Origin of the sequence: Herbiconiux sp. VKM Ac-1786, from assembly GCF_015350805.1 — a bacterium.
Taxonomy (GTDB): Bacteria; Actinomycetota; Actinomycetes; order Actinomycetales; family Microbacteriaceae; genus Herbiconiux.
Map to the genome: position 1 here is coordinate 1,474,513 of NZ_JADKSG010000001.1, position 18,528 is coordinate 1,493,040.

Annotated in this window: 17 protein-coding genes; 6 read left to right on the forward strand and 11 right to left on the reverse strand. The window is 71.3% G+C overall.

Annotated elements, in window-relative coordinates:
• Nucleotides 1-241 precede the first annotated feature (241 nt).
• Nucleotides 242-532 (reverse strand): metal-sensitive transcriptional regulator, encoded by a 291-nt coding sequence (locus ITJ64_RS07355; RefSeq protein ID WP_370545149.1) that lies wholly within the window; start codon nt 530-532, stop codon nt 242-244.
• 131 nt (nt 533-663) lie between these two features.
• Nucleotides 664-3,054 carry a heavy metal translocating P-type ATPase gene (locus ITJ64_RS07360; protein ID WP_194680024.1) on the reverse strand — a complete coding sequence of 797 codons (2,391 nt, stop codon included), beginning with the start codon at nt 3,052-3,054 and terminating at the stop codon, nt 664-666.
• A 77-nt stretch (nt 3,055-3,131) separates the two neighbouring features.
• On the opposite strand from ITJ64_RS07360, the gene ITJ64_RS07365 reads away from it, so the two are divergent.
• A complete protein-coding gene (locus tag ITJ64_RS07365) occupies nt 3,132-3,719 on the forward strand; it encodes a hypothetical protein (protein WP_370545080.1) in 588 nt (195 codons plus the stop codon).
• On the opposite strand, the gene ITJ64_RS07370 is transcribed toward ITJ64_RS07365, so the two are convergent.
• On the reverse strand, nt 3,707-4,768 hold the full coding sequence (locus ITJ64_RS07370; RefSeq protein WP_194680025.1) for a low specificity L-threonine aldolase: 1,062 nt from the start codon (nt 4,766-4,768) through the stop codon (nt 3,707-3,709). The genes ITJ64_RS07365 and ITJ64_RS07370 overlap by 13 nt on opposite strands.
• Before the next feature lie 150 nt (nt 4,769-4,918).
• On the opposite strand from ITJ64_RS07370, the gene ITJ64_RS07375 reads away from it, so the two are divergent.
• A complete protein-coding gene (locus ITJ64_RS07375; RefSeq protein WP_173181766.1) occupies nt 4,919-5,056 on the forward strand; it encodes a hypothetical protein in 138 nt (45 codons plus the stop codon).
• A 31-nt stretch (nt 5,057-5,087) separates the two neighbouring features.
• Here ITJ64_RS07375 and ITJ64_RS07380 read toward each other — a convergent pair whose 3' ends face one another.
• Both ITJ64_RS07380 and ITJ64_RS07385 read right to left on the reverse strand, forming a co-directional pair.
• Nucleotides 5,088-5,873: an IclR family transcriptional regulator gene (locus ITJ64_RS07380; RefSeq protein ID WP_194680026.1), complete on the reverse strand. Its 786-nt coding sequence runs from the start codon at nt 5,871-5,873 to the stop codon at nt 5,088-5,090.
• A gap of 10 nt (nt 5,874-5,883) precedes the next feature.
• Nucleotides 5,884-8,172: an FAD-dependent oxidoreductase gene (locus tag ITJ64_RS07385; RefSeq protein WP_194680027.1), complete on the reverse strand. Its 2,289-nt coding sequence runs from the start codon at nt 8,170-8,172 to the stop codon at nt 5,884-5,886.
• A 111-nt stretch (nt 8,173-8,283) separates the two neighbouring features.
• On the opposite strand from ITJ64_RS07385, the gene ITJ64_RS07390 reads away from it, so the two are divergent.
• Nucleotides 8,284-9,618 carry an MFS transporter gene (locus ITJ64_RS07390; protein ID WP_194680028.1) on the forward strand — a complete coding sequence of 445 codons (1,335 nt, stop codon included), beginning with the start codon at nt 8,284-8,286 and terminating at the stop codon, nt 9,616-9,618.
• On the forward strand, nt 9,618-10,601 hold the full coding sequence (locus ITJ64_RS07395; RefSeq protein WP_194680029.1) for an NAD(P)-dependent oxidoreductase: 984 nt from the start codon (nt 9,618-9,620) through the stop codon (nt 10,599-10,601). Before ITJ64_RS07390 ends, ITJ64_RS07395 begins: the two co-directional genes overlap by 1 nt.
• A gap of 18 nt (nt 10,602-10,619) precedes the next feature.
• On the opposite strand, the gene ITJ64_RS07400 is transcribed toward ITJ64_RS07395, so the two are convergent.
• The 6 genes from ITJ64_RS07400 to ITJ64_RS07425 form a co-directional block, all read right to left on the reverse strand.
• Entirely contained in the window at nt 10,620-11,822 is a 1,203-nt protein-coding gene (locus ITJ64_RS07400) for an ABC transporter permease (RefSeq protein WP_194680030.1), read from the reverse strand.
• Nucleotides 11,819-12,769, reverse strand: a complete 951-nt coding sequence (locus ITJ64_RS07405; protein WP_194680031.1) for an ABC transporter ATP-binding protein — start codon at nt 12,767-12,769, stop codon at nt 11,819-11,821. Before ITJ64_RS07405 ends, ITJ64_RS07400 begins: the two co-directional genes overlap by 4 nt.
• Nucleotides 12,770-12,934: 165 nt before the next feature.
• A complete protein-coding gene (locus ITJ64_RS07410; protein WP_228507732.1) occupies nt 12,935-14,344 on the reverse strand; it encodes an MFS transporter in 1,410 nt (469 codons plus the stop codon).
• Between the two features lie 234 nt (nt 14,345-14,578).
• Complete coding sequence (locus tag ITJ64_RS07415) at nt 14,579-15,316, reverse strand: response regulator transcription factor (protein WP_194680033.1); 738 nt, start codon at nt 15,314-15,316, stop codon at nt 14,579-14,581.
• On the reverse strand, nt 15,313-16,644 hold the full coding sequence (locus tag ITJ64_RS07420; RefSeq protein WP_194680034.1) for a sensor histidine kinase: 1,332 nt from the start codon (nt 16,642-16,644) through the stop codon (nt 15,313-15,315). Before ITJ64_RS07420 ends, ITJ64_RS07415 begins: the two co-directional genes overlap by 4 nt.
• Nucleotides 16,645-16,754: 110 nt before the next feature.
• The gene (locus tag ITJ64_RS07425) at nt 16,755-17,378 is read right to left on the reverse strand and encodes a TetR/AcrR family transcriptional regulator (protein WP_194680035.1); all 624 of its coding nucleotides are present in this window, start codon (nt 17,376-17,378) and stop codon (nt 16,755-16,757) included.
• Nucleotides 17,379-17,476: 98 nt separating this feature from the next.
• Between ITJ64_RS07425 and ITJ64_RS07430 the strand changes: the two genes are divergently transcribed.
• Both ITJ64_RS07430 and ITJ64_RS07435 read left to right on the forward strand, forming a co-directional pair.
• Complete coding sequence (locus ITJ64_RS07430; RefSeq protein ID WP_194680036.1) at nt 17,477-18,232, forward strand: SDR family NAD(P)-dependent oxidoreductase; 756 nt, start codon at nt 17,477-17,479, stop codon at nt 18,230-18,232.
• A gap of 141 nt (nt 18,233-18,373) precedes the next feature.
• Nucleotides 18,374-18,511 carry a hypothetical protein gene (locus ITJ64_RS07435; RefSeq protein WP_173182186.1) on the forward strand — a complete coding sequence of 46 codons (138 nt, stop codon included), beginning with the start codon at nt 18,374-18,376 and terminating at the stop codon, nt 18,509-18,511.
• Nucleotides 18,512-18,528: the final 17 nt, after the last annotated feature.

Sequence of the window (18,528 nt, forward strand, 5' to 3'; positions counted from 1 at the left end):
CCCCGTGCGGCGGCCTCCGTCTCGGCGCTGGCCCCGTGCGGCGGCCTCCGTCTCGGCGCTGGCCCCGTGCGGCGGCCACCGTCTCGGCGCTGGCCCCGTGCGGCGGCGGCTGTCTCGGCGCCGGGCCCGCGGGCCGGCCGCTGTCTCGGCGCCGGGCCGCGGCGCGGTGACCACCGTCTCGGCGCCGGGCCCGTGGGGCGGCCGCTGGTCGGGCGGCGGTGAACGCGTCGTGCGGCTCGAGTCAGGAGCGGACGAGGCGCGCGATGGCGTCGGTGGCCTCCTTGAGCTTCTGCTCGGCGACCGGGCCGCCCTCGGCGACGGCCTCGACGACGCAGTGGTTCAGGTGGTCGTTCAGGAGGCCGAGGGCGACCGACTCGAGCGCGCTCGTCATCGCGGAGATCTGGGTGAGGATGTCGATGCAGTACTTCTCGTCGTCGACCATGTTCTGCAGACCGCGCGCCTGGCCCTCGATGCGCTTGAGGCGCTTGAGGTAGGCGGTCTTGTCGGCGATGTAGCCGTGGTGCTCGTGGATCAGGTCGACCGGGCCGGGGCCCGGGCGGCGGCCGGGCGTGGCAGGCGTCGTGGTCGGCGGTTCAGTCGGTGCGAGGGCGGCCCCGGTCGTGGTCTCGATCTCGGTGGAGTGCGGGGATGCGGGCGACGTGCTCATGCGTCGATTCTCGTCGATGGGGCGCCGGTGGTGTCGGCCGCGGGCGCGCCGGTGGGGCCGGTCGTCGATGCATTCGCCGCCGGGAGCGGCGCGGGGCGGAGGTCGAGGCGGCGGAGGAGCTGCGCGTTGAGGGCCACGATGATCGTCGAGAGCGACATCAGGATCGCGCCCACCGACATCGGCAGGATGAAGCCGATCGGGGCCAGCACCCCGGCCGCGAGCGGCACCGACAGCAGGTTGTAGCCCGCGGCCCACCAGAGGTTCTGGGTCATCTTGCGGTAGCCCGCCTTCGAGAGGCGGATGACCGACAGCACCGAGCGCGGGTCGTCGCTCGCCAGGATGACGCCCGCGGACGCGATGGCGACGTCGGTTCCGGCACCGATCGCGATGCCGACGTCGGCGCGGGCCAGCGCCGGGGCGTCGTTCACGCCGTCGCCGACCATGGCGACCGTGCGGCCCTCGGACTGGAGCTCGGCGACCTTGGCCGCCTTGTCCTCGGGGCGCACGCCGGCGAACACGCGGGTGATGCCGAGCTCGGCGGCGACCGCCTGGGCCACCGGCTCGGCGTCGCCGGTGATCATGACGACCTCGACGCCCTGACGGTGCAGACCGTCGACCGCGGTGCGCGACTCGGGACGGATCTCGTCGGCGAGGGTGATCCGCCCGATCACCTCGTGGTCGCGCAGCACGTGAAGCACGGTGTCGCTCGTGGCCGTCGCGACCGCGGTGGCGTCGTGAGCGGTGGTGCCGTGAGCGGTGGCGTTGTGAGCGGTGGCGTCGTGGGCGGTGGCGCCGTGAGCAGTGGTGTCGTGAGCGGTGGCGTTGTGAGCGGTGGCGTCGCGGGCGGTCGCCTCGCGCGCAGGTGCGGCGAGCGGATGCGCGGCGTGCTGCTCGAGCAGGCGGGGGCCGCCCACGTGCACGGTCGCGGTGCGGCCCCTGGCGTCGGCGATGCGGGCCGAGACGCCGACCGCGGGGGATGAGGTGAAGGCGGTGGCGGCCGGGAGGGTGAGGCCGCGCATCCGGGCGGCCTCGACGATCGCTCGGGCGAGCGGGTGCTCGCTGTCGGATTCGGCGGCGGCCGCCAGGGCGAGCAGTTCGGACTCGTCGATGCCGGCGGCCGGGGTGATCGAGGTGACGACCGGGGCGCCCTTGGTGAGGGTGCCGGTCTTGTCGAAGAGCGCGGTGTCGACGGTGCGCATGGTCTCGAGGGCGAGGCGGTCTTTGACCAGGATGCCCGCCTTCGCGGCGCGTTCGGTGGCGATCGAGACGACCAGCGGGATGGCGAGGCCGAGGGCGTGCGGGCAGGCGATGACGAGCACGGTGATGGTACGGATGACGGCGTCGTCGGGGCTGCCGACGAGCGTCCACACGACGGCCGTGATGATCGCGGAGCCGAGGGCGAACCAGAACAGCCAGCCGGCGGCGACGTCGGCGATGCGCTGGGCGCGGGAGCTCGAGTTCTGCGCCTCGGTGACCAGGCGCTGGATGCCCGCGAGGGCGGTGTCGTCGCCGACGGCGGTGATGCGGATGCGCAGGGCGGTGTCGGTGGCGACGGTTCCGGCGACGACGTGGGCGCCGGGGCCGCGGGTGACGGGCTTGGACTCTCCGGTGATCATGGACTCGTCGAGGTCGGCGGTGCCCTCGGCGATCTCGCCGTCGGCAGGGACGCGGCCGCCGGGGCGCACGATCACGAGGTCGCCGACGACGAGGTCGGCGGGGGCGACGGTGGTGGTGCCGGTGCCGTCGGCGTCGATGCGCTCGGACTCGTCGGGGAGGAGGGCCGCGAGGGAGTCGAGGGCGGAGGTGGTCTGGGCGAGGGAGCGCATCTCGATCCAGTGGCCGAGGAGCATGATCACGATCAGGAGTGCGAGCTCCCACCAGAAGTCGAGCTGGTGGTCGAGGAGGCCGAGCGTGGCGCCCCAGCTGGCGACGAAGGCGACCGTGATCGCGAGTGCGATCAGGAGCATCATGCCGGGCTGCTTGGCGCGAAGCTCGTCGACGCCGCCGGTGAGGAAGGGGCGGCCGCCGATGACGAACATGACGGTGCCGAGGATGGGGGAGATGAAGGTCGTGGGGCCGTCGGCGGGCAGCTCGTAGCCGAGGATCTCGGCGAACATGCTGCTGAACGCGACCACCGGCACGGCGACCACGAGCATCACCCAGAACAGGCGCCGGAACATGGCGACGTGGCCGGAGTGGTCGTGCCCGTCGTGCCCCCCGTGGCCACCGTGACCCGCATGGGCGGAGTGGTCGTGCGCGTCGTGCCCGCCGTGATCGTGCCCGGCGTGCGCGTCGTGCCCGCCGTGACCGTCCTCGTGTTCGGAGTGGGCGTCGGCGTGCTCGTGCGCGTCGTGCTGGGGTGCAGGGGAGTGCTGGTGCTCGGGCATGGCGTCCACGCTATACCCCTGGGGGGTACCGCGCAACGTCCGCGCGGAGCGGGCGGCCGCGATGCTACCGTGAGCGCGTGACTGAGGCTCGAGCATCCGGAACCCCCGTGGGCGACCGCCGCGACCACGGCGACGGCAAGGCCGCGCGCATCGCCGGGGTGATCGTCGTGGGCATGTGCGCCGCCGTCTGGTGGCCCGCCTTCACGCTCGGTGCCTGGGGCGACTTCTTCTTCGACCAGCTGCTCACGATCTGGGCGGCGGCGACCGGCGCGTTCTTCGTGGTGGTGCTGTTCGGCCGCAGCCGACGGCGCTGGTGGCGCGCCGCGGCGCTGCTCGCCCCGAGCCTCTACCTGGCCGCGAACTTCGTGGTGCAGCCCGACGCCGAGGACGCCGCGACCCTCGCCGTCGCCGTGCTGGGCGCCCTGGTGGCGGTGCTCGCGGTGCCGACGACCGTGTGGGTGCTCGCCCGCATCATCTGGCCCGAGTTCGGGGAGGAGGTGTCGCGGCGGCGACGCTTCGTGGTGATCGGCGTCGTCGCCTTCGTCGCGGTGACGTCGTTCCTGCTCGGCGCGAACCAGGCGCGGTTCATGACCTGCGGCGAGTTCACCCTCAGCGGCAACTCCGAGCCACCCGGATGCACGCCCGACTCGGTCTACGAGGAGTGAACTGCGAGCGCCGACCTGAGCGCCGCCGCGAACCCGTCGACGTCGGCCTCGGTGGTGTCGAAGGCGCACATCCAGCGCACCTCGCCGGCCGCGGCGTTCCAGTCGTAGAACCGATAGGACGAGCGCACCGCGTCGGCCACCCCGGGCGGCACGATCGCGAACACGGCGTTCGCCTGCGTCTCCTGCGTGAGGGTGACGCCGGGCAGGTCGACGACGGCGGCCCGCAGCCGCGCCGCCATCGCGTTGGCGTGCGAGGCCGAGCGCAGCCAGAGGTCGGAGCCGTACAGCGCGATCAGCTGCGCCGACACGAAGCGCATCTTCGAGGTGAGCTGCATGTCGAGCTTGCGGAGGAAGGGGATGCCGGCCACCGCATCCGGATTCAGCACCACGACCGCCTCGCCGTACAGCAGCCCGTTCTTGGTGCCGCCGAGCGACAGCACGTCGACCCCGGCATCGGTCGTGAACTCGCGGAGCGGCACGCCGAGCGACGCGGCCGCGTTCGAGATGCGCGAGCCGTCGAGGTGCACGGTCATGCCCAGCGAATGAGCGTGCGAACTGATCGCGGCGATCTCGTCGGGCGTGTAGGCCGTGCCGAGCTCGGTGGTCTGCGTGATCGACACGGTCAGCGGCTGCGCGCGGTGCTCGTCGCCCCAGCCCCAGGCCTCGACGTCGATCAGCTCGGGCGTGAGCTTGCCGTCGGGCGTCGGCACGGTGAGCAGCTTCAGGCCGGCGACGCGCTCGGGGGCGGCGTTCTCGTCGGTGTGGATGTGCGCGGTCGTCGAGCACACCACCGCACCCCAGCGGGGCAGCATCGACTGCAGGCCCACGACGTTCGCGCCGGTGCCGTTGAACACGGGGAAGGCCTCGGCCCGGTCGCCGAAGTGGCCCTTGATGACCTTCTGCAGCTCGGCGGTGTAGACGTCCTCGCCGTAGGCCACCTGGTGCCCGCCGTTCGCCCGGCCGATCGCCTCGAGCACCTCGGGGTGCGCCCCGGCGTAGTTGTCGGATGCGAAGCCGCGGTAGTCCAGGTCGTGCAGTGTCTCGGTCACCCATCGATTCTGCCATCCGCCGACGGGCGGTCGACGCAGAGACGGGCGGTCGACGCAGGAACGGGCGGTCGACGCAGGAACGGGCGGTCGACGCAGGAGGGTGAGCGCAAGGGGGTGTGCGCCGGGCGGCGCAGGCGTAGGTTCGCGACCATGATGATGACCGAGACGGAGCCGGACCCGTACTTCTGGCTCGAGATGTTCTACATCGGCCTGCTGGGCCTCGCCACGCTCGCGATCGTGTGGGTCTCGGTGATCGTGCTGCTGCGCCTGTACCGCGGGCAGCGCTAGCGCTTCCCCACCGACAGCGCCGGCCGAGGAATCAGCGGGCGGCGGTGGGCACGGCCGAGATCATGCCGAGACCGACGCTGATGCGGTCGGCCGTCTCGATCAGCTGCTCGGCCAGTTCGTCGTGGTCGAGTTCGCGCACCACCGACAGCCGGCCCGAGACCGAGATGCCCGCGACGACCCGCCCGTCGGCGTCTCGCACCGGGGCCGCGACCGACAGGCGCCCCAGGGCCAGTTCCTGATTCTCGGTGCAGTAGCCGCGTTCGGCCGATTCGGCCAGAGCGGCGGTCAAGGCGGCGTGGTCGGTCAGAGTGTGCACGGTGTACCGCTCGAGGTCGTCGCCGAGCAGGGCCCGTCGTCCGGCCTCGTCGAGATCGAGCAGCAGGCACTTCCCGAGCCCCGAGGCGTGCAGCGGCTGGCGCATGCCCACCATGGTGTGCGACTTGGGCGCGAGGGCTCCCTCGAAGTGGCACAGGTAGACCAGGCTCGTCCCGTCGAGAACCCCGACGTTCACACCGAGGCCCGTGCGCTGGGCGAGCGCTTCGGCCGCCGCTCTCGACTCACGGTGCACCGGGTTGTGGTTCAGAGCCTGCGACCCCAGCGACAGGATGGCCGTGCCGATCGCATAGAGCTGGGAATCCCGTTCGCGCCTCACGTAGCCGAGCTCCTCGAGCGAGGCCAGCAGCCGTGCTGTGGTCGACGCCCCGAGGCCGATCGCGCGAGCGATGTCGCTCGCCCGCAGCGCGCCCGACTTCGCGTCGCCGAGGGCGGTCAGCACGGCGGCGGCCCGTCCGATCCCCTGCTGCACCTCTCCGGCCATGTCGGGAACTCTATCGCTCCCTGCCGACGGCGACCGGGTAGGCCTTGACCGCGCTCACGGAGGCGTACGGCGCTCCGCCCGTCGCGAGGCAGACGAGGCGCAGCGCATCCGTCAGAACGGGGCCGACATGGTGCACCCGGTGACGCTGCCGATTGCCCGCCACCTCGGCGATCGCCTGCCAGGCGCCGTCGATGAAGGCTTCGAGCCGGTAGTCGGTGACCAGCTCGGGGACCACGTCGTAGTCGGTGCGGTGGTGGTGCAGGTTGATCAGGTCCTCGTCGACGTCGTCGTTGAACACGAGCCGTACCGAGGCGATGGTCACCGGATGCGCCCACGAGAGCTGCACGTGCTCCGGCGACGCCAGTCCGGGCGCCGTCGACGGCGTCGCCCAGAGGTGGGGCCCGCCGTACGGGCGCTGCAGGCCGTCCGTGATCCGCTCCGGCCGGTACGCCCGAGTGGCCGGAGTCGCCGAGAACGCGAAGGCGCGGCGGCGGAGCCCGCGGGCGACCCAGTCGAGCACCGGATCGCCCGCGGCCTCGGGGATGTGCTCGTCGAAGGGTCGGTCGCCGTCGATCCGGCGCTCGAGGGCGAGCACGCCGTAGGGGCGCTCGCCGACCAGGCGGGCCGAGACTCCGGGTGCGGCACGGAGCACGACCACCGCGTTCTGCGCTGTCGCGGGGTGCCAGTCGAATCGGGCGGTGGCCGTGCCCGGCCCTGCGACGACCGGCACCGTACGGGTGAGCACGTGGTCGAGGGGGACGTAGTTCTGCGGGCGCCCGGTGCCCCAGAGCTCCACGGTCACCTCGGTGTCGTGCTCGCTGTCCAGCTCGAAGGTCACCGAGTCGAGGGCGGGGTCGACGGGCAGCAGCAGTCCGACGTCGCGCGTGAGCGGGTAGGGCTCGAAGCCGGAGTCGGACGTGACGGCGAGGGTGGTCAGAGCGCTCGAGGCCGTGACCGCCGCCGACGGTGCCAGATCGTCGGGATCGTCGGCCCGGAGTCCGACGACCGGGGCGTCCTCGCGGGCCAGGGTCTGCCGCAGGCGCTCGAGGTGATGCGTGCCGAGCTCGCGGGGTGTCACGCCGAGGGACACCGCGAGTGCCGCCGCGGTGCCGGCCGCCTGGCCGAGCGTGGAGCAGGTCGCCATCACCCGGGTCGACCCGAAGGCGATGTGCGAGGCCGAGATGTCGCGGCCGGCGAACAGGAGGTTCGGCACGGTGGCGGAGTAGAGCGAGCGGTACGGGATGCCGTAGGTGCCGGCGGGGTGGCGCTGCTCGGCACCTGCCGTCTCGGAGTACACGCCCTGCACCGGGTGCAGGTCGATCGACCAGCCGCCGAACGCGACCGCGTCGTCGAACTCCCGCTGCTCGACGATGTCGTTCTGGGTGAGGGTGTAGTCACCCACGAACCGTCGGTACTCGCGCTTCCCGGGCACCGAGCCCACCCATTCCAGGCTCAACGTGTCGGCATCGAAGTCGCCCGAGTTCTTCACGTGGTCCCAGATGCCGAAGACCACCGACCACAGCTCGTCGCGGATCCGTTCGTTGTCGGTGACCGTGTCGAGCTCACCGCCCCACTCGATCCACCAGTAGTCGCAGCCGTTGTCACCCGTGCGGATGACCCTGTTGCGCAGGATCGGTGTGGCCGCGATGTCCTTCGCGATGCTGGGCGCCACGTACTTCGACGGCCGCCCGGTGTCCTTCGTGTAGAAGAAGATCGAGTTGCCGAGAAGCTCCCCGTCGGCCTGCTCGGGCGCCCAGCTCTCGCCGTGTTCGCTCCGAGCCTCACGGCCGATGCGGTACGGGGCTCCGGCGAGGTGTCCCACGAGCCCGTCGCCCGTGCAGTCGAGGAACATCGGGGCCGTGAAGGTGGTCTCGATCTCGCTGCCCATCGTCCAGCCGGTGACGGAGGCGATGGCGGCGGCCTCGCCGGTGCGGGCGGTCTCGTGCATCCGGAGCTGACGCACGTCGGTGTTCAGGTGCAGGGTGAGGTTCGGTTCGGCGCGCACGAGATCGAGCACCACCTGATCCCAGTAGTAGGGATTGCCTTCGGCGTTGCGGTACTGGTTCTCGAGGAACAGCTCGCCCATGATGCCGGTCTCCCGCGCGAAGCGCTGGTGTCCGTGAGCGGTGGCGCCCACCACCCACACGCGCACCTCGCTCGAGGAGTTGCCGCCGAGGACGGGCCTGTTGGTGATCAGTGAGACGGATGCGCCCAGCCGCGCCGCGGCGACGGCGGCCGATACCCCGGCCAGTCCTCCGCCCACGACCACGATGTCGCTCGCAATGGTTCGCTTCTGCATGATGCGTCCGACTGTATCACCCAGTGGTGCTTAAGTACCGCTCAGTGGTAACGTGCTCGCAACCAGTGGTGAACAGCCGCTCCAACCCCGACAATGACGTGGGAGACACGCATGACAGATTCCTCAAGCCCGGTCGCGGTCGCCGAAGCGGCACCGCTCGACGACGCCTCACGGGCGCGGCGTGTCCGGAAGGTCATCCTGGCCGCCGGCACCGGCCACTTCGTCGAGTGGTTCGACTTCGGCCTGTACGGCACGCTCGCGACGGTGATCAGCCTCAACTTCTTCCAGCAGGGCGATCCGCAGGCGGCGCTCCTCTCCGCCTTCGCCGTGTTCGGCGCCGGCTTCGTGATGCGGCCGCTGGGAGGGCTGTTCTGGGGCTCGCTGGGCGACCGTGTCGGACGGAAGTCCACGCTGGCGACGGTCATCCTCGTCACCTCGGGAGCGACCGTGGTGATGGGCATCCTGCCGACCTACGGCATGATCGGCATCTGGGCGCCGCTCCTGCTGGTGCTCGTGCGCCTCGTGCAGGGCTTCGCCGCCGGCGGCGAGAGCTCGGGCGCCACCACCCTGCTGGCCGAGTACGCCCCATCGAACCGGCGCGGCTTCGTGACGAGCTTCGTCGACGTGTTCGGCTTCGCCGCGTTCGTGGTCGGGGCGGGGCTCGTGCTGCTCTTCACCGCCACGCTCGGATCCGACGCGCTGAACGATTGGGGCTGGCGTGTCCTGTTCCTGCTCGCCCTGCCGCTCGGCCTGGTGGGGGTCTACCTGCGGCTGAAGCTCGAGGACACCCCGGAGTTCCAGGCCGTGAAGCAGAAGGGCGAGGTGGCCAAGGCGCCGCTGCGCACATCGTTGCGGACGTCGTGGCGCGCGCTGCTGTTCTGCGTGGGCTTCGTCGTGATCAAGGCGGTGGGCCACTGGATCCTCCAGACGTTCATGCCGTCGTACCTGCAGACCACGCTCGGATTCTCCCAGCCGCTCAGCTACGCGGCGACCGTGATCGGGCTGCTCGTGATCGCCGTGCTCGTGCCCTTCATGGGCCTGCTCAGCGACCGCATCGGACGGAAGCCCGTGATGATCGCGGGCTGCGCGGGCTTCATCCTGCTCACCTATCCGGCGCTCATGCTGATGAGCGGGGGCAACTTCCTCGGCGCGACGGTCGCGATGATCCTCCTCGGCATCTTCATGGCCGCTTACGACGGGGCGTCGAGCGCGGCCATGGCCGAGCTGTTCCCCACGAACATCCGCTACGGCTCGATGGCGATCGCCTACAACCTCTCGGTGGCGGTGTTCGGCGGCATCACGCCGCTGCTGGCCACCTTCCTGATCGGGGCCACGGGCAACTCGTTCGCACCGGCGTTCTACGTGATGGCCGCTGCGGCCATCAGCCTCGTGGTGGTGCTGCGCGCCCGTGAGACCGCCAAGCTGCCGCTGCGATCGGAGGCGTGATGAGCAGGATCGCCGTGACCGGCGCCTCGGGTCGGGTCGGACGGGCGGTGGCAGCGCTGCTCGTCGAACGCGGGCATCACGTGCTCGGCCTCGACCTCGTGGCACCCGCGGCCCCCGTGCCCGGGGTCGACTACCTCGTCGGCGACCTCGCCGAGCTGCCGCCCCAGGACCCACGTCTGGCCGACGTCGAGGCGGTCGCCCATCTGGGGGCGTTCATGTCATGGCGACCGGAGGACGCGTCGCGCGTGTACGACGCGAACGCCACCGCCACGCAGCGTCTCGTGCGGGCGCTGGACGGGTCGGCGCTCCGGCGATTCGTGCTGGCGAGTACGGGGGAGGTGTATCCCGAGAACGCGCCGGTGTACCAGCCGCTGGACGAGCAGCATCCGCGGCTCCCCGTCACCTGGTACGGCTTGAGCAAGGTGCTGGCCGAGGAGATCACGGCGTTCGCCGGCCGGGCGAACGGCTGGGCGACCGTGGTGCTGCGCTTCTCGCACACGCAGGATCCGGCGGAGCTGCTCGACCCCGACTCCTTCTTCTCGGGCCCGCGGTTCTTCGCCGGTCGGCGCCTCCCGCGCGAGCGGGCCGCCGGACACGACGAGGTCGCCGACGTGCTCGAGCCGTACGCCGACGACGACTCGACACTGCTGGTCGCATCGCGGGCCGACGGCGAACCGGTGCAGATGGGCATCCTCGCCACGGCCGACCTCGCACGGGGAGTGGTCCTGGCGCTCGAGGCGTCGACGACCGGTCACGAGGTGATCGGCTTGGGACCGGACGAGCCGACCGACCTCGGCGCGTTCGCGCGGCGCCTGGCGGCGGCAGCGGGACTCGGGACCGTCGACGTGATGCTCCCCGTCAGTGCGCCGAGCTACCGCACCTCGAACGCCCGGGCGCGCGAGCTGCTCGGCTTCGTCCCGCTCCTCGGCGAGGAGGACCTGGTGCGGGCGGCCGTCGCGGCGAGGGAGGCCCGCCTGGCGTGACCCCTTTCGGGCTGGGCGTCAGCCCTTGAGGGCGTCGGCCAGCTTCACGCGGGGGCCCGTGCGGAGCAGCGAGTTCGCGTAGATGCGCGAGCCGATCACCACGACGACCGCGGTGGTCGCGAGCAGGATGACGAGCGAGACGAGCGGCTCCCACCACTCGGCGTCGCCGAGGAACAGTCGCAGCGGCATGCCGATCGGCGCCGAGAACGGGATGTAGGACATCACGGCCATCACCGTCTCATTCGAGTTGAAGAAGATCACCAGGAAGTAGGGCAGCATCACGAGGGTGGTGACCGGCGAGGTGACCGAGCCGACGTCCTCCTGACGCGAGACCAGGGCGGCGCTCGCCGAGTACAGTGCGGCGATCAGCACGAAGCCGAAGACGAAGAACACCACGAACCAGGCGATGGCCGGGCCGAGGAGGCCGAGCAGGCCGGACTGTCCGGTGGTGGCGAGGCCGAGCACCGCCGCCAGGCCGATCAGGGCCGTCTGCCCGAAGGCGAGCACGCTGTTGCCGAGCACCTTGCCCGCCAGCAGTTCACGGGCGTTGATCGTCGACAGCAGGATCTCGACGACCCGCGTCTGCTTCTCCTCCACCACGCTCTGCGCGATCGTGGAGCCGAAGGTGACGGCGGCCATGAAGAACACGATGCCGAAGGCGATGCCGACGATGTAGGCGAGGAACCCGTCGGAGTCGCCCGGCTCGAGCAGCTGCACGGGCGGGGCGAGGCTGAGCAGCGAGACCACGGTGGTGGGGGTGTCGCTCAGGGCGAGCACCTCGTAGGCGGCCTCGGGGCCTCCGGGTGTGCCGGTGGTGCCGGTGGTGCCGGTGGTCCCGGTGCTGCCGGTTCCGGCCGCCGGGGTCGCGCCCTCGACCGTGCCGGGCAGCACGATGGCCGCCTCGACGTCGCCGTCGCGCACGAGCTGCTCGGCATCCGCGACCGTGGCGGCCTGGGTGATATCGAGGCGGTCGCCGAGGCCGGTGACGAGCGGCGCCGTCTGCGGCACCACGGCGACCTTCGGCGCCCCCGCGTTCGCCGCGAAGATGCCGCTGGCGACGATCGAGCCGAGCACGACGACGAGCAGGATGCCCGTGGAGATCAGGAAGGCCTTGCTGCGCAGTCGCATCGAGATCTCGCGGGACGCCACGAGGCGGGTGCCCTGCACCGCCGAGAGGGCGGCGGGGCGGGCGGGGCGCGTGGTGCGGGTGTCGGCGCTCATCGCACGACCTCCTTGAAGATCTGGGACAGGGTGGGCAGGACGGGGGCGAAGCGGCGCACGGGGCCGGTCTCGAGGGCGCGGCGCAGCACGGCCTGGGCGGCATCCTGGCCCTGCTGGCTCGACTGGCCCTGCTGGCTCGACTGGCCCGGCTGGCTCGACTCGCCCGGCGCGCCTCGGTCGACCTCGAACACGGCGTAGTCGCCGTCGAGCTCGACCACGCGCACCCCGGGCATCTCGCGCACCCACCCGGCGTCGTGCGCCAGGTCGATCTCGTAGCGGGCCTCGGAGTGCTGCTCCCGCAGCTCCTCGCGCGAGCCCTGCGCGCGGATCGTGCCGCCCGCGATCACCACGAGGTCGTCGCAGATGCGCTCCACGATGTCGAGCTGGTGCGACGAGAACAGCACGGGCACCCCGGTCGCCGCGTGCTCGGTGAGCACGGTCTGCACGGTCTCGACGGCCATCGGGTCGAGGCCCGAGAAGGGCTCGTCGAGCACCAGCACGCTCGGGTCGTGCACGAGGGCCGCGGCGATCTGGGCACGCTGCTGGTTGCCGAGCGAGAGGCTCTCGACGGTGGCGTTCGCGCGCTCGCCGAGGCCGAGGCGCTCGAGCAGGTCGTCGGTGCTCGCCTTCGCGGCGGAGGCCGACATGCCGTGCAGGCGCCCGAGGTAGACGATCTGCTCGGCGACCTTCATCTTCGGGTACAGCCCGCGCTCCTCGGGCATGTAGCCGAAGAGGGCACGATCGGCGGGCGTCAGCCGCGTGCCGTCGAGGGTCACGGTGCCCGTGTCGCTCGCGAGCACCCCGAGGATGATCCGCATCGTCGTGGTCTTGCCGGCCCCGTTGCCGCCGACGAACCCGGTCATCCGCCCGTCGCCGACCGTAAAGCTCACGCCGTCGAGCACCCGGTTCTTGCCGAACGACCGGCTCACGTTCTCGATCTCGAGCATGCTGCCCTCCGCTCCCGCGCCGCGAGGTGCCGCGCTGCCTTCACGCTAACGAGCGGATGCGCGGCGGCGGATCAGCCGCGAGACGGGTCTCGGCGCGAAAGGGTCCGCCGCGCGGCGGAGGGCGGGGCGGGCATCCTGAACCCACCCCGCCCTCAGCCGTGAGGACTACTTGCGTGCCGCGCGCTCGCGGGTGGTGCGCTCGCCCTCGACCTTCACCTTGCCGGGGTTGACGGCGGAGAGCGGACTCGTGATCGCCTCGAGCGGTTTGCGTTCGGCGTTGACCCCGAAGATGAAGGCCACGATCCCACCGATCAGCATCACGATGCCGGCGCCGATGTAGCCGATCGAGATCGGGCCGCGGTCGGAGCCGTCGCCGATCAGGGTGCCGAACAGCACGGGGGCGATGGCGCCGACGATCTGGCCGATCGAGAAGAAGTACGAGATGACCTGCGAGCGCATCTCGAGCGGGAACAGCTCGCTCACGGTCAGGTAGGCCGACGAGGCCCCGGCGCTGGCGAAGAAGAACGACACGCACCAGAAGATCGTCTGCGTGGTCGCGTTCAGCACGTCGGCCTGGAACAGGAAGCCCGAGATCGTCAGGATGATGCCGGCCAGCCCGTAGGTGAGCAGGATCATCTTGCGCCGGCCCCAGGTGTCGAACAGGTGCCCGAGTACGAGCGGCCCGAGCAGGTTGCCGATGGCGAACGGGAAGAAGAAGTACTGCACCGCGTCGTTCTCGACACCGTAGAAGTTCTGCAGCGCCAGCGCGTAGGTGAAGAAGATCGCGTTGTAGAGGAACGACTGCGTGATCATCATCGTCAGGCCCACGACCGTGCGGTTGGGGTAGTCGCGGATGAGCACGCTGGCGATCTTCTTGAACGGGATGCGGTCGAGCGGCGTGACCTCGATCGACTGGTCGTCGGGCACCGGATCGAGCTTCTTGCCCGTCGACTTCTCGACCTGGGCCTCGATGTCGTCTACGGTCTTCTCGGCGATCTCCTCCTTGCCGTGCGTCATCAGCCAGCGCGGGCTCTCGGGGATGTGCCGGCGCATGTAGATCATGATCAGACCGACCACCGGGCCGATGAAGAACGCCAGCCGCCAGCCGATGTTCTCGGCGAAGTTGTCGGGGTTCAGGAAGAACAGGTTCGCCACCGAGCCGAGGGCGGCGCCGCCCCAGTAGGTGCCGTTGATCGCGATGTCGACGCGGCCGCGGTAGTGGCTCGGGATGAGCTCGTCGATCGCCGAGTTGATCGCGGCGTACTCGCCGCCGATGCCGAGACCGGCGACGAAGCGCATCGCGAACAGGAACTCCATGTTCGGGCTGAGGCCGGCGAGGGCGGATCCGACCAGGTAGATCGCGAGGGTGATGATGAAGAGCTTCTTGCGGCCCCACTTGTCACTCAGGCGCCCGAAGACGAGGGCTCCGACCACCTGACCGACGAGGTAGATGGTTCCGGCGAGGCCCACCTGGGACGAGTCCATGCCGAGCGACTCCTGGAAGCCGTTCGAGGCGATGATCTGGATCTCGAGGCCGTCGAGGATCCAGGAGACCCCCAGTCCGAACACGACCATCCAGTGGAACCTCGTCCACGGCAGCCTGTCCATCCTGGCCGGGACCAGGCTCCGGACGGCCTTGGACGCGGGCGATCCCCCCGCAGCATCTGTCTTCGCAGCCACAGCGCACCTCCGTCTCGCCGGACGGTCAGCGGGCGGTTGCGGATGCGGATGCTAGCGACGCCGGCGGCGAGACAGAACGTACGCCGAAGTTGCAGTTTGCGCACTGTTTTCGATTCCGGGCGATTATCCTCAGGGGCGGCCGGGCACGGCGACCCCCGTCTCGTAGGCGAAGACGACGGCCTGGATGCGGTCGCGGAGGCCGAGTTTCTGCAGGATCTTGGAGACGTGGGTCTTCACGGTGGCCTCGCCCAGGTAGAGCTCGCGGGCGATCTCGGCGTTGGAGCGGCCGGCGGCCAGGAGCTCGAGCACCTCGCGCTCGCGATCGGTGAGGGCGTCGAGCTCGGGGGCGGGAGTGAGGGTCGGGGTGGGCTCTCCGGCGGGCGCCTTGACTCCGGCGGGTGCCTTGATTCCGGCGGGAGCGGTCGCGGGCGCTGCCGGGCGGCGGGCGAAGCTCTCGATCACGCGCCGGGTGACGTCGGGCGAGAGCAGCGCGTCACCACGGGCCACCACCTGCACCGCGTCGACGAGGCTCTCGGGCGAGGAGTTCTTCAGCACGAAGCCGCTCGCGCCGGCCTCGAGGGCGGCGAACAGGTAGTCGTCACGATCGAAGGTCGTGAGGATCAGGATGCCCGCGGCCGTGCCCTCTCGCAGCAGCTGCCGCGTGGCCTCGAGCCCGTCGAGCTCGGGCATCTGCACGTCCATGCAGATGACATCGGGGGCGAGCTCGCGGCCGAGCGTCACGGCCTCGCGGCCGTTGCGGGCCTCGCCGACAACCTCGATGCCGTCCTCGGACTCGAGGATGATGCGGAGGCCGACCCGCACCAGGTCTTGGTCGTCGGCCAGCAGCACACGGATCGGGGTGCTCATGCGGTCTCCTTCGGAGCGAGGGGGAGCCGGGCTCGCACCCTGTAGCCCCCACGGGGCTTGGGGCCGAGTTCGAGCTCTCCGCCGGCGGCGGCCACGCGCTCGCGCATGCCGATCTGGCCGAGGTGCGCGCCGCCGGCGCCGCCCCCACCCCCGCCACCGCCTCCGGCAGGCCCGCCGGGCGACGCCGCTCCCGCACCGGCGCCCGTATCGCTCACCTCGAGCTCGACCGCGTCGGCGAGGAAGCGCAGCCGCACGTCGGCCGTCGCGCGCGGGCCGGCGTGCTTCCGCACGTTGGTGAGCGACTCCTGAGCCAGGCGGTACACGGTGAGACCGACGGCGGTGGGCACGGGGCGCTCGGCTCCGACGGTGGAGAAGCTCACGGGCAGGCCCGACGCGCGGGCCTCGTCGACGAGTTCGTCGAGCTGCGCGACGCCTCGGGTCGAGGTGGTGGTCGAGGGGTCGTCGTTTCGCTCGCGGAGGGCCCCGAGCATCCGCTGCAGTTCGTCGACCGCCTCGCGGCCGTTCTCCTCGATCACCGACAGCGCCTGCACCGCCCGCGGGTCGACGCCGGACCCCGCCTGGCCGCGCTCGAGCACGCGCCGTGCGGCACCCGCCTGCAGCCCCATCACCGAGACGTGGTGCGCCACGACGTCGTGCAGCTCGCGGGCGATGCGCGAGCGCTCGAGCTCGACGGCCTGGCGGCTGCTCACCTCGCGCTCCCGCTCGAGCTCGAGGGTGCGCTGCTCGAGCGCCTCGCGCTGCCGGGCCGAGGCCCAGGCGGCGTTGCCGAAGACGTAGGAACCGCCGAAGTAGAGCAGGTTCGTGATGATCTGGATCAGCCCGATCGCGGCGAACTGCGACAGCGGCCCGTCGCGCGAGACGTCGGGGGTGGTGTCGGGGTTGAGCGCCTGGAAGATCAGCACGCCGGCCAGCCAGAGCAGCATGCCGACACTGATCAGGATGCGCAGCGCCGTCGCCAGCGTTCGGTTGCGGCCCCACGCGCCCACCGTGTAGAGCGCGATGAACAGGCAGATGTTGTTGAACAGCTGCTCCCAGATGCCCGAGTACTGCGCCACCACGAAGGTGACGGCGACCACGAGCGCCACGATCTCGGGCCACCGCCGCCGGAACGCCAGCGACCCCGCGACCAGCACCGAGAAGACGGCCGCGCCCCACCAGGGCGCGTGGGTCTGACCGGTCATGGCGCTCGAGAACAGCAGCCAGCTGAGGAACGTCGCGACGGCGAGCCCGGCGGCCGCGACGGCGTCGCGCCGGTAGCCGGCGGCGCCGGGGCGGGGCCGCTGCCAGTCGTCGGGGGCTGTGCTCATGCCTCCACGCTAGCGACCGGCCGCCCCGCGCCCATCCCTCGCTCGGCGGATGTGGAGAGCCGGGCGCGACCGGCGGGCGGTGCAGGAGCGGCCACGCGCACCGGCGTGCGTCAGTGGGGCGCGAGCGGGAACCAGGAGGGGACGAGCCGCCGGTAGCTCCGAAGGAAGGCCTCCGGGTCGCGCGGCTCGGGCTGCTCGAGCCAGGCCGCGATCGCCCCGACGCTGCCGTTCGCGACGAAGGGCCCGACCATGGCGGCGAGGAGGGGGTCGGCCGCCTCGTCCTCGTCGCTCGGGAAGAGCGCGTGCTGGGCGAGCAGCTGCCGGCTCGACTCCTCGAAGTGCGCCGCGAGCATCGGGCGCAGGCTGGTCTCTCCGCGATGACCGCCGTCGGCGCGCCCGTCGGCGCGTCCATCGGCGAGCAGCCCGCGCTCGTAGATCGCGGCGTGCGACTCGATGTTCGACAGCACCGCCAGCGTCACGGCGGTCACCGCCTCCGCCGCTCCGGCCCGTGGAACGGAGGCGAGGTGCCGGTCCCGCAGGGTATCGAGCTCCTCGCGCAGCACGCTCTCCAGGAGTGCCAGCGGCGAGGCGGCATGGGCGTAGAACGTCGACCGGTTCACCCCGGCCGCCGCCGCGATCTCGGACGCCGTGACCTCGTCGATCGGGCGCTCCGAGGCCAGGCGCAGCACCGCCTCCGCGAGCTTGGCGCGGCTGCGCCTGTGACGTGCATCCATGGATCCTCCGCAGGAAGCCTAAGGGGAATACAATTATCCGACAAACGTTGGATATATCGACACCACAGAACACCACTGACAAGAGAGAGAAGAGAATCATGGCTGCATACGACGTCGCCGGACGATCCGCGATCGTGACGGGAGCCGGCTCGGGCATCGGGCGCGCCGTCGCGCTCGAACTGGCCGCGAACGGGGCCGCCGTGCTCGTCAGCGACGTGCGCGAGGAGCCGGCCCAGGCGGTCGTCGACGAGATCCGCGCCGCCGGCGGCACCGCCGAGGTGCTCGTGGGTGACGTGAGCGACCCCGAGTTCGCCGAGGCGAGCGTCGTGGCCGCCGAGAAGCTCGCCCCGCTCGGCATCGCGGTGAACAACGCCGGCATCGGCGGAGAGGCCGCCACGATCGGCGACTACTCGCTCGACGGCTGGCGCAAGGTCATCGAGATCAACCTCAACGCGGTGTTCTACGGCCTCAAGGCGCAGCTGCCCGCGATGGCGAAGAACGGCGGCGGCGCGATCGTCAACATGGCGTCGGTGCTCGGCTCGGTGGGCATCCCGATGTCGTCGGCCTACGTCACCGCGAAGCACGGCCTGGTCGGCCTGACCAAGAACGCCGCCCTCGAGTACGGCGCCCAGAACGTGCGCGTCAACGCGGTGGGCCCCGGCTTCATCCACACCCCGCTCGTCGACGCGAACCTCTCCGCCGAGGCGCAGCAGGCGCTCGCCGCGAAGCACGCGCTCGGCCGCCTCGGCACCGCGGAGGAGGTCGCTGCCCTCGTCGCCTTCCTCTCCAGCGACGCCGCGTCGTTCATCTCGGGCAGCTACCACCTCGTCGACGGCGGCTACGCGGCCCAGTAGCGCGAGAGCCCGGCCCCGGTCCGGCCCGTCCCGTCCCGTCCCGGCCACCCTGGCAATCCGCCTGGGCGGCCGGCGGGCGCGCTCGCAGGCCATACCCTTCGGGTACCGAGCCGTCCGTGGCCCGCGATGGAGGTAACGATCATGGCCGAGAAGACCCAGCGCAAGGCGGTGGCCAAGCCGGCCGCCCGATCGCTCAAAGAGAAGCGCGCCGACAAGAAGGCCAAGAGCGACAAGGCCGACCACTCGGCCGACGCCGTGACGAACGTCAAGAAGAAGTAGCCCCACCCGAAGAACCT

Excerpts from the sequence above, each read along its gene's own strand:
- ITJ64_RS07360 (WP_194680024.1), bottom strand. The coding sequence starts at position 3,054 with ATGCCCGAGCACCAGCACTCCCCTGCACCCCAGCACGACGCGCACGAG.
- ITJ64_RS07375 (WP_173181766.1), top strand. The coding sequence starts at position 4,919 with ATGATGATGACCGAGACGGAGCCGGACCCGTACTTCTGGCTCGAGATG.
- ITJ64_RS07380 (WP_194680026.1), bottom strand. The coding sequence starts at position 5,873 with ATGGCCGGAGAGGTGCAGCAGGGGATCGGACGGGCCGCCGCCGTGCTG.
- ITJ64_RS07385 (WP_194680027.1), bottom strand. The coding sequence starts at position 8,172 with ATGCAGAAGCGAACCATTGCGAGCGACATCGTGGTCGTGGGCGGAGGA.
- ITJ64_RS07390 (WP_194680028.1), top strand. The coding sequence starts at position 8,284 with ATGACAGATTCCTCAAGCCCGGTCGCGGTCGCCGAAGCGGCACCGCTC.
- ITJ64_RS07395 (WP_194680029.1), top strand. The coding sequence starts at position 9,618 with ATGAGCAGGATCGCCGTGACCGGCGCCTCGGGTCGGGTCGGACGGGCG.
- ITJ64_RS07400 (WP_194680030.1), bottom strand. The coding sequence starts at position 11,822 with ATGAGCGCCGACACCCGCACCACGCGCCCCGCCCGCCCCGCCGCCCTC.
- ITJ64_RS07405 (WP_194680031.1), bottom strand. The coding sequence starts at position 12,769 with ATGCTCGAGATCGAGAACGTGAGCCGGTCGTTCGGCAAGAACCGGGTG.
- ITJ64_RS07410 (WP_228507732.1), bottom strand. The coding sequence starts at position 14,344 with ATGGTCGTGTTCGGACTGGGGGTCTCCTGGATCCTCGACGGCCTCGAG.
- ITJ64_RS07415 (WP_194680033.1), bottom strand. The coding sequence starts at position 15,316 with ATGAGCACCCCGATCCGTGTGCTGCTGGCCGACGACCAAGACCTGGTG.
- ITJ64_RS07420 (WP_194680034.1), bottom strand. The coding sequence starts at position 16,644 with ATGAGCACAGCCCCCGACGACTGGCAGCGGCCCCGCCCCGGCGCCGCC.
- ITJ64_RS07425 (WP_194680035.1), bottom strand. The coding sequence starts at position 17,378 with ATGGATGCACGTCACAGGCGCAGCCGCGCCAAGCTCGCGGAGGCGGTG.
- ITJ64_RS07430 (WP_194680036.1), top strand. The coding sequence starts at position 17,477 with ATGGCTGCATACGACGTCGCCGGACGATCCGCGATCGTGACGGGAGCC.
- ITJ64_RS07435 (WP_173182186.1), top strand. The coding sequence starts at position 18,374 with ATGGCCGAGAAGACCCAGCGCAAGGCGGTGGCCAAGCCGGCCGCCCGA.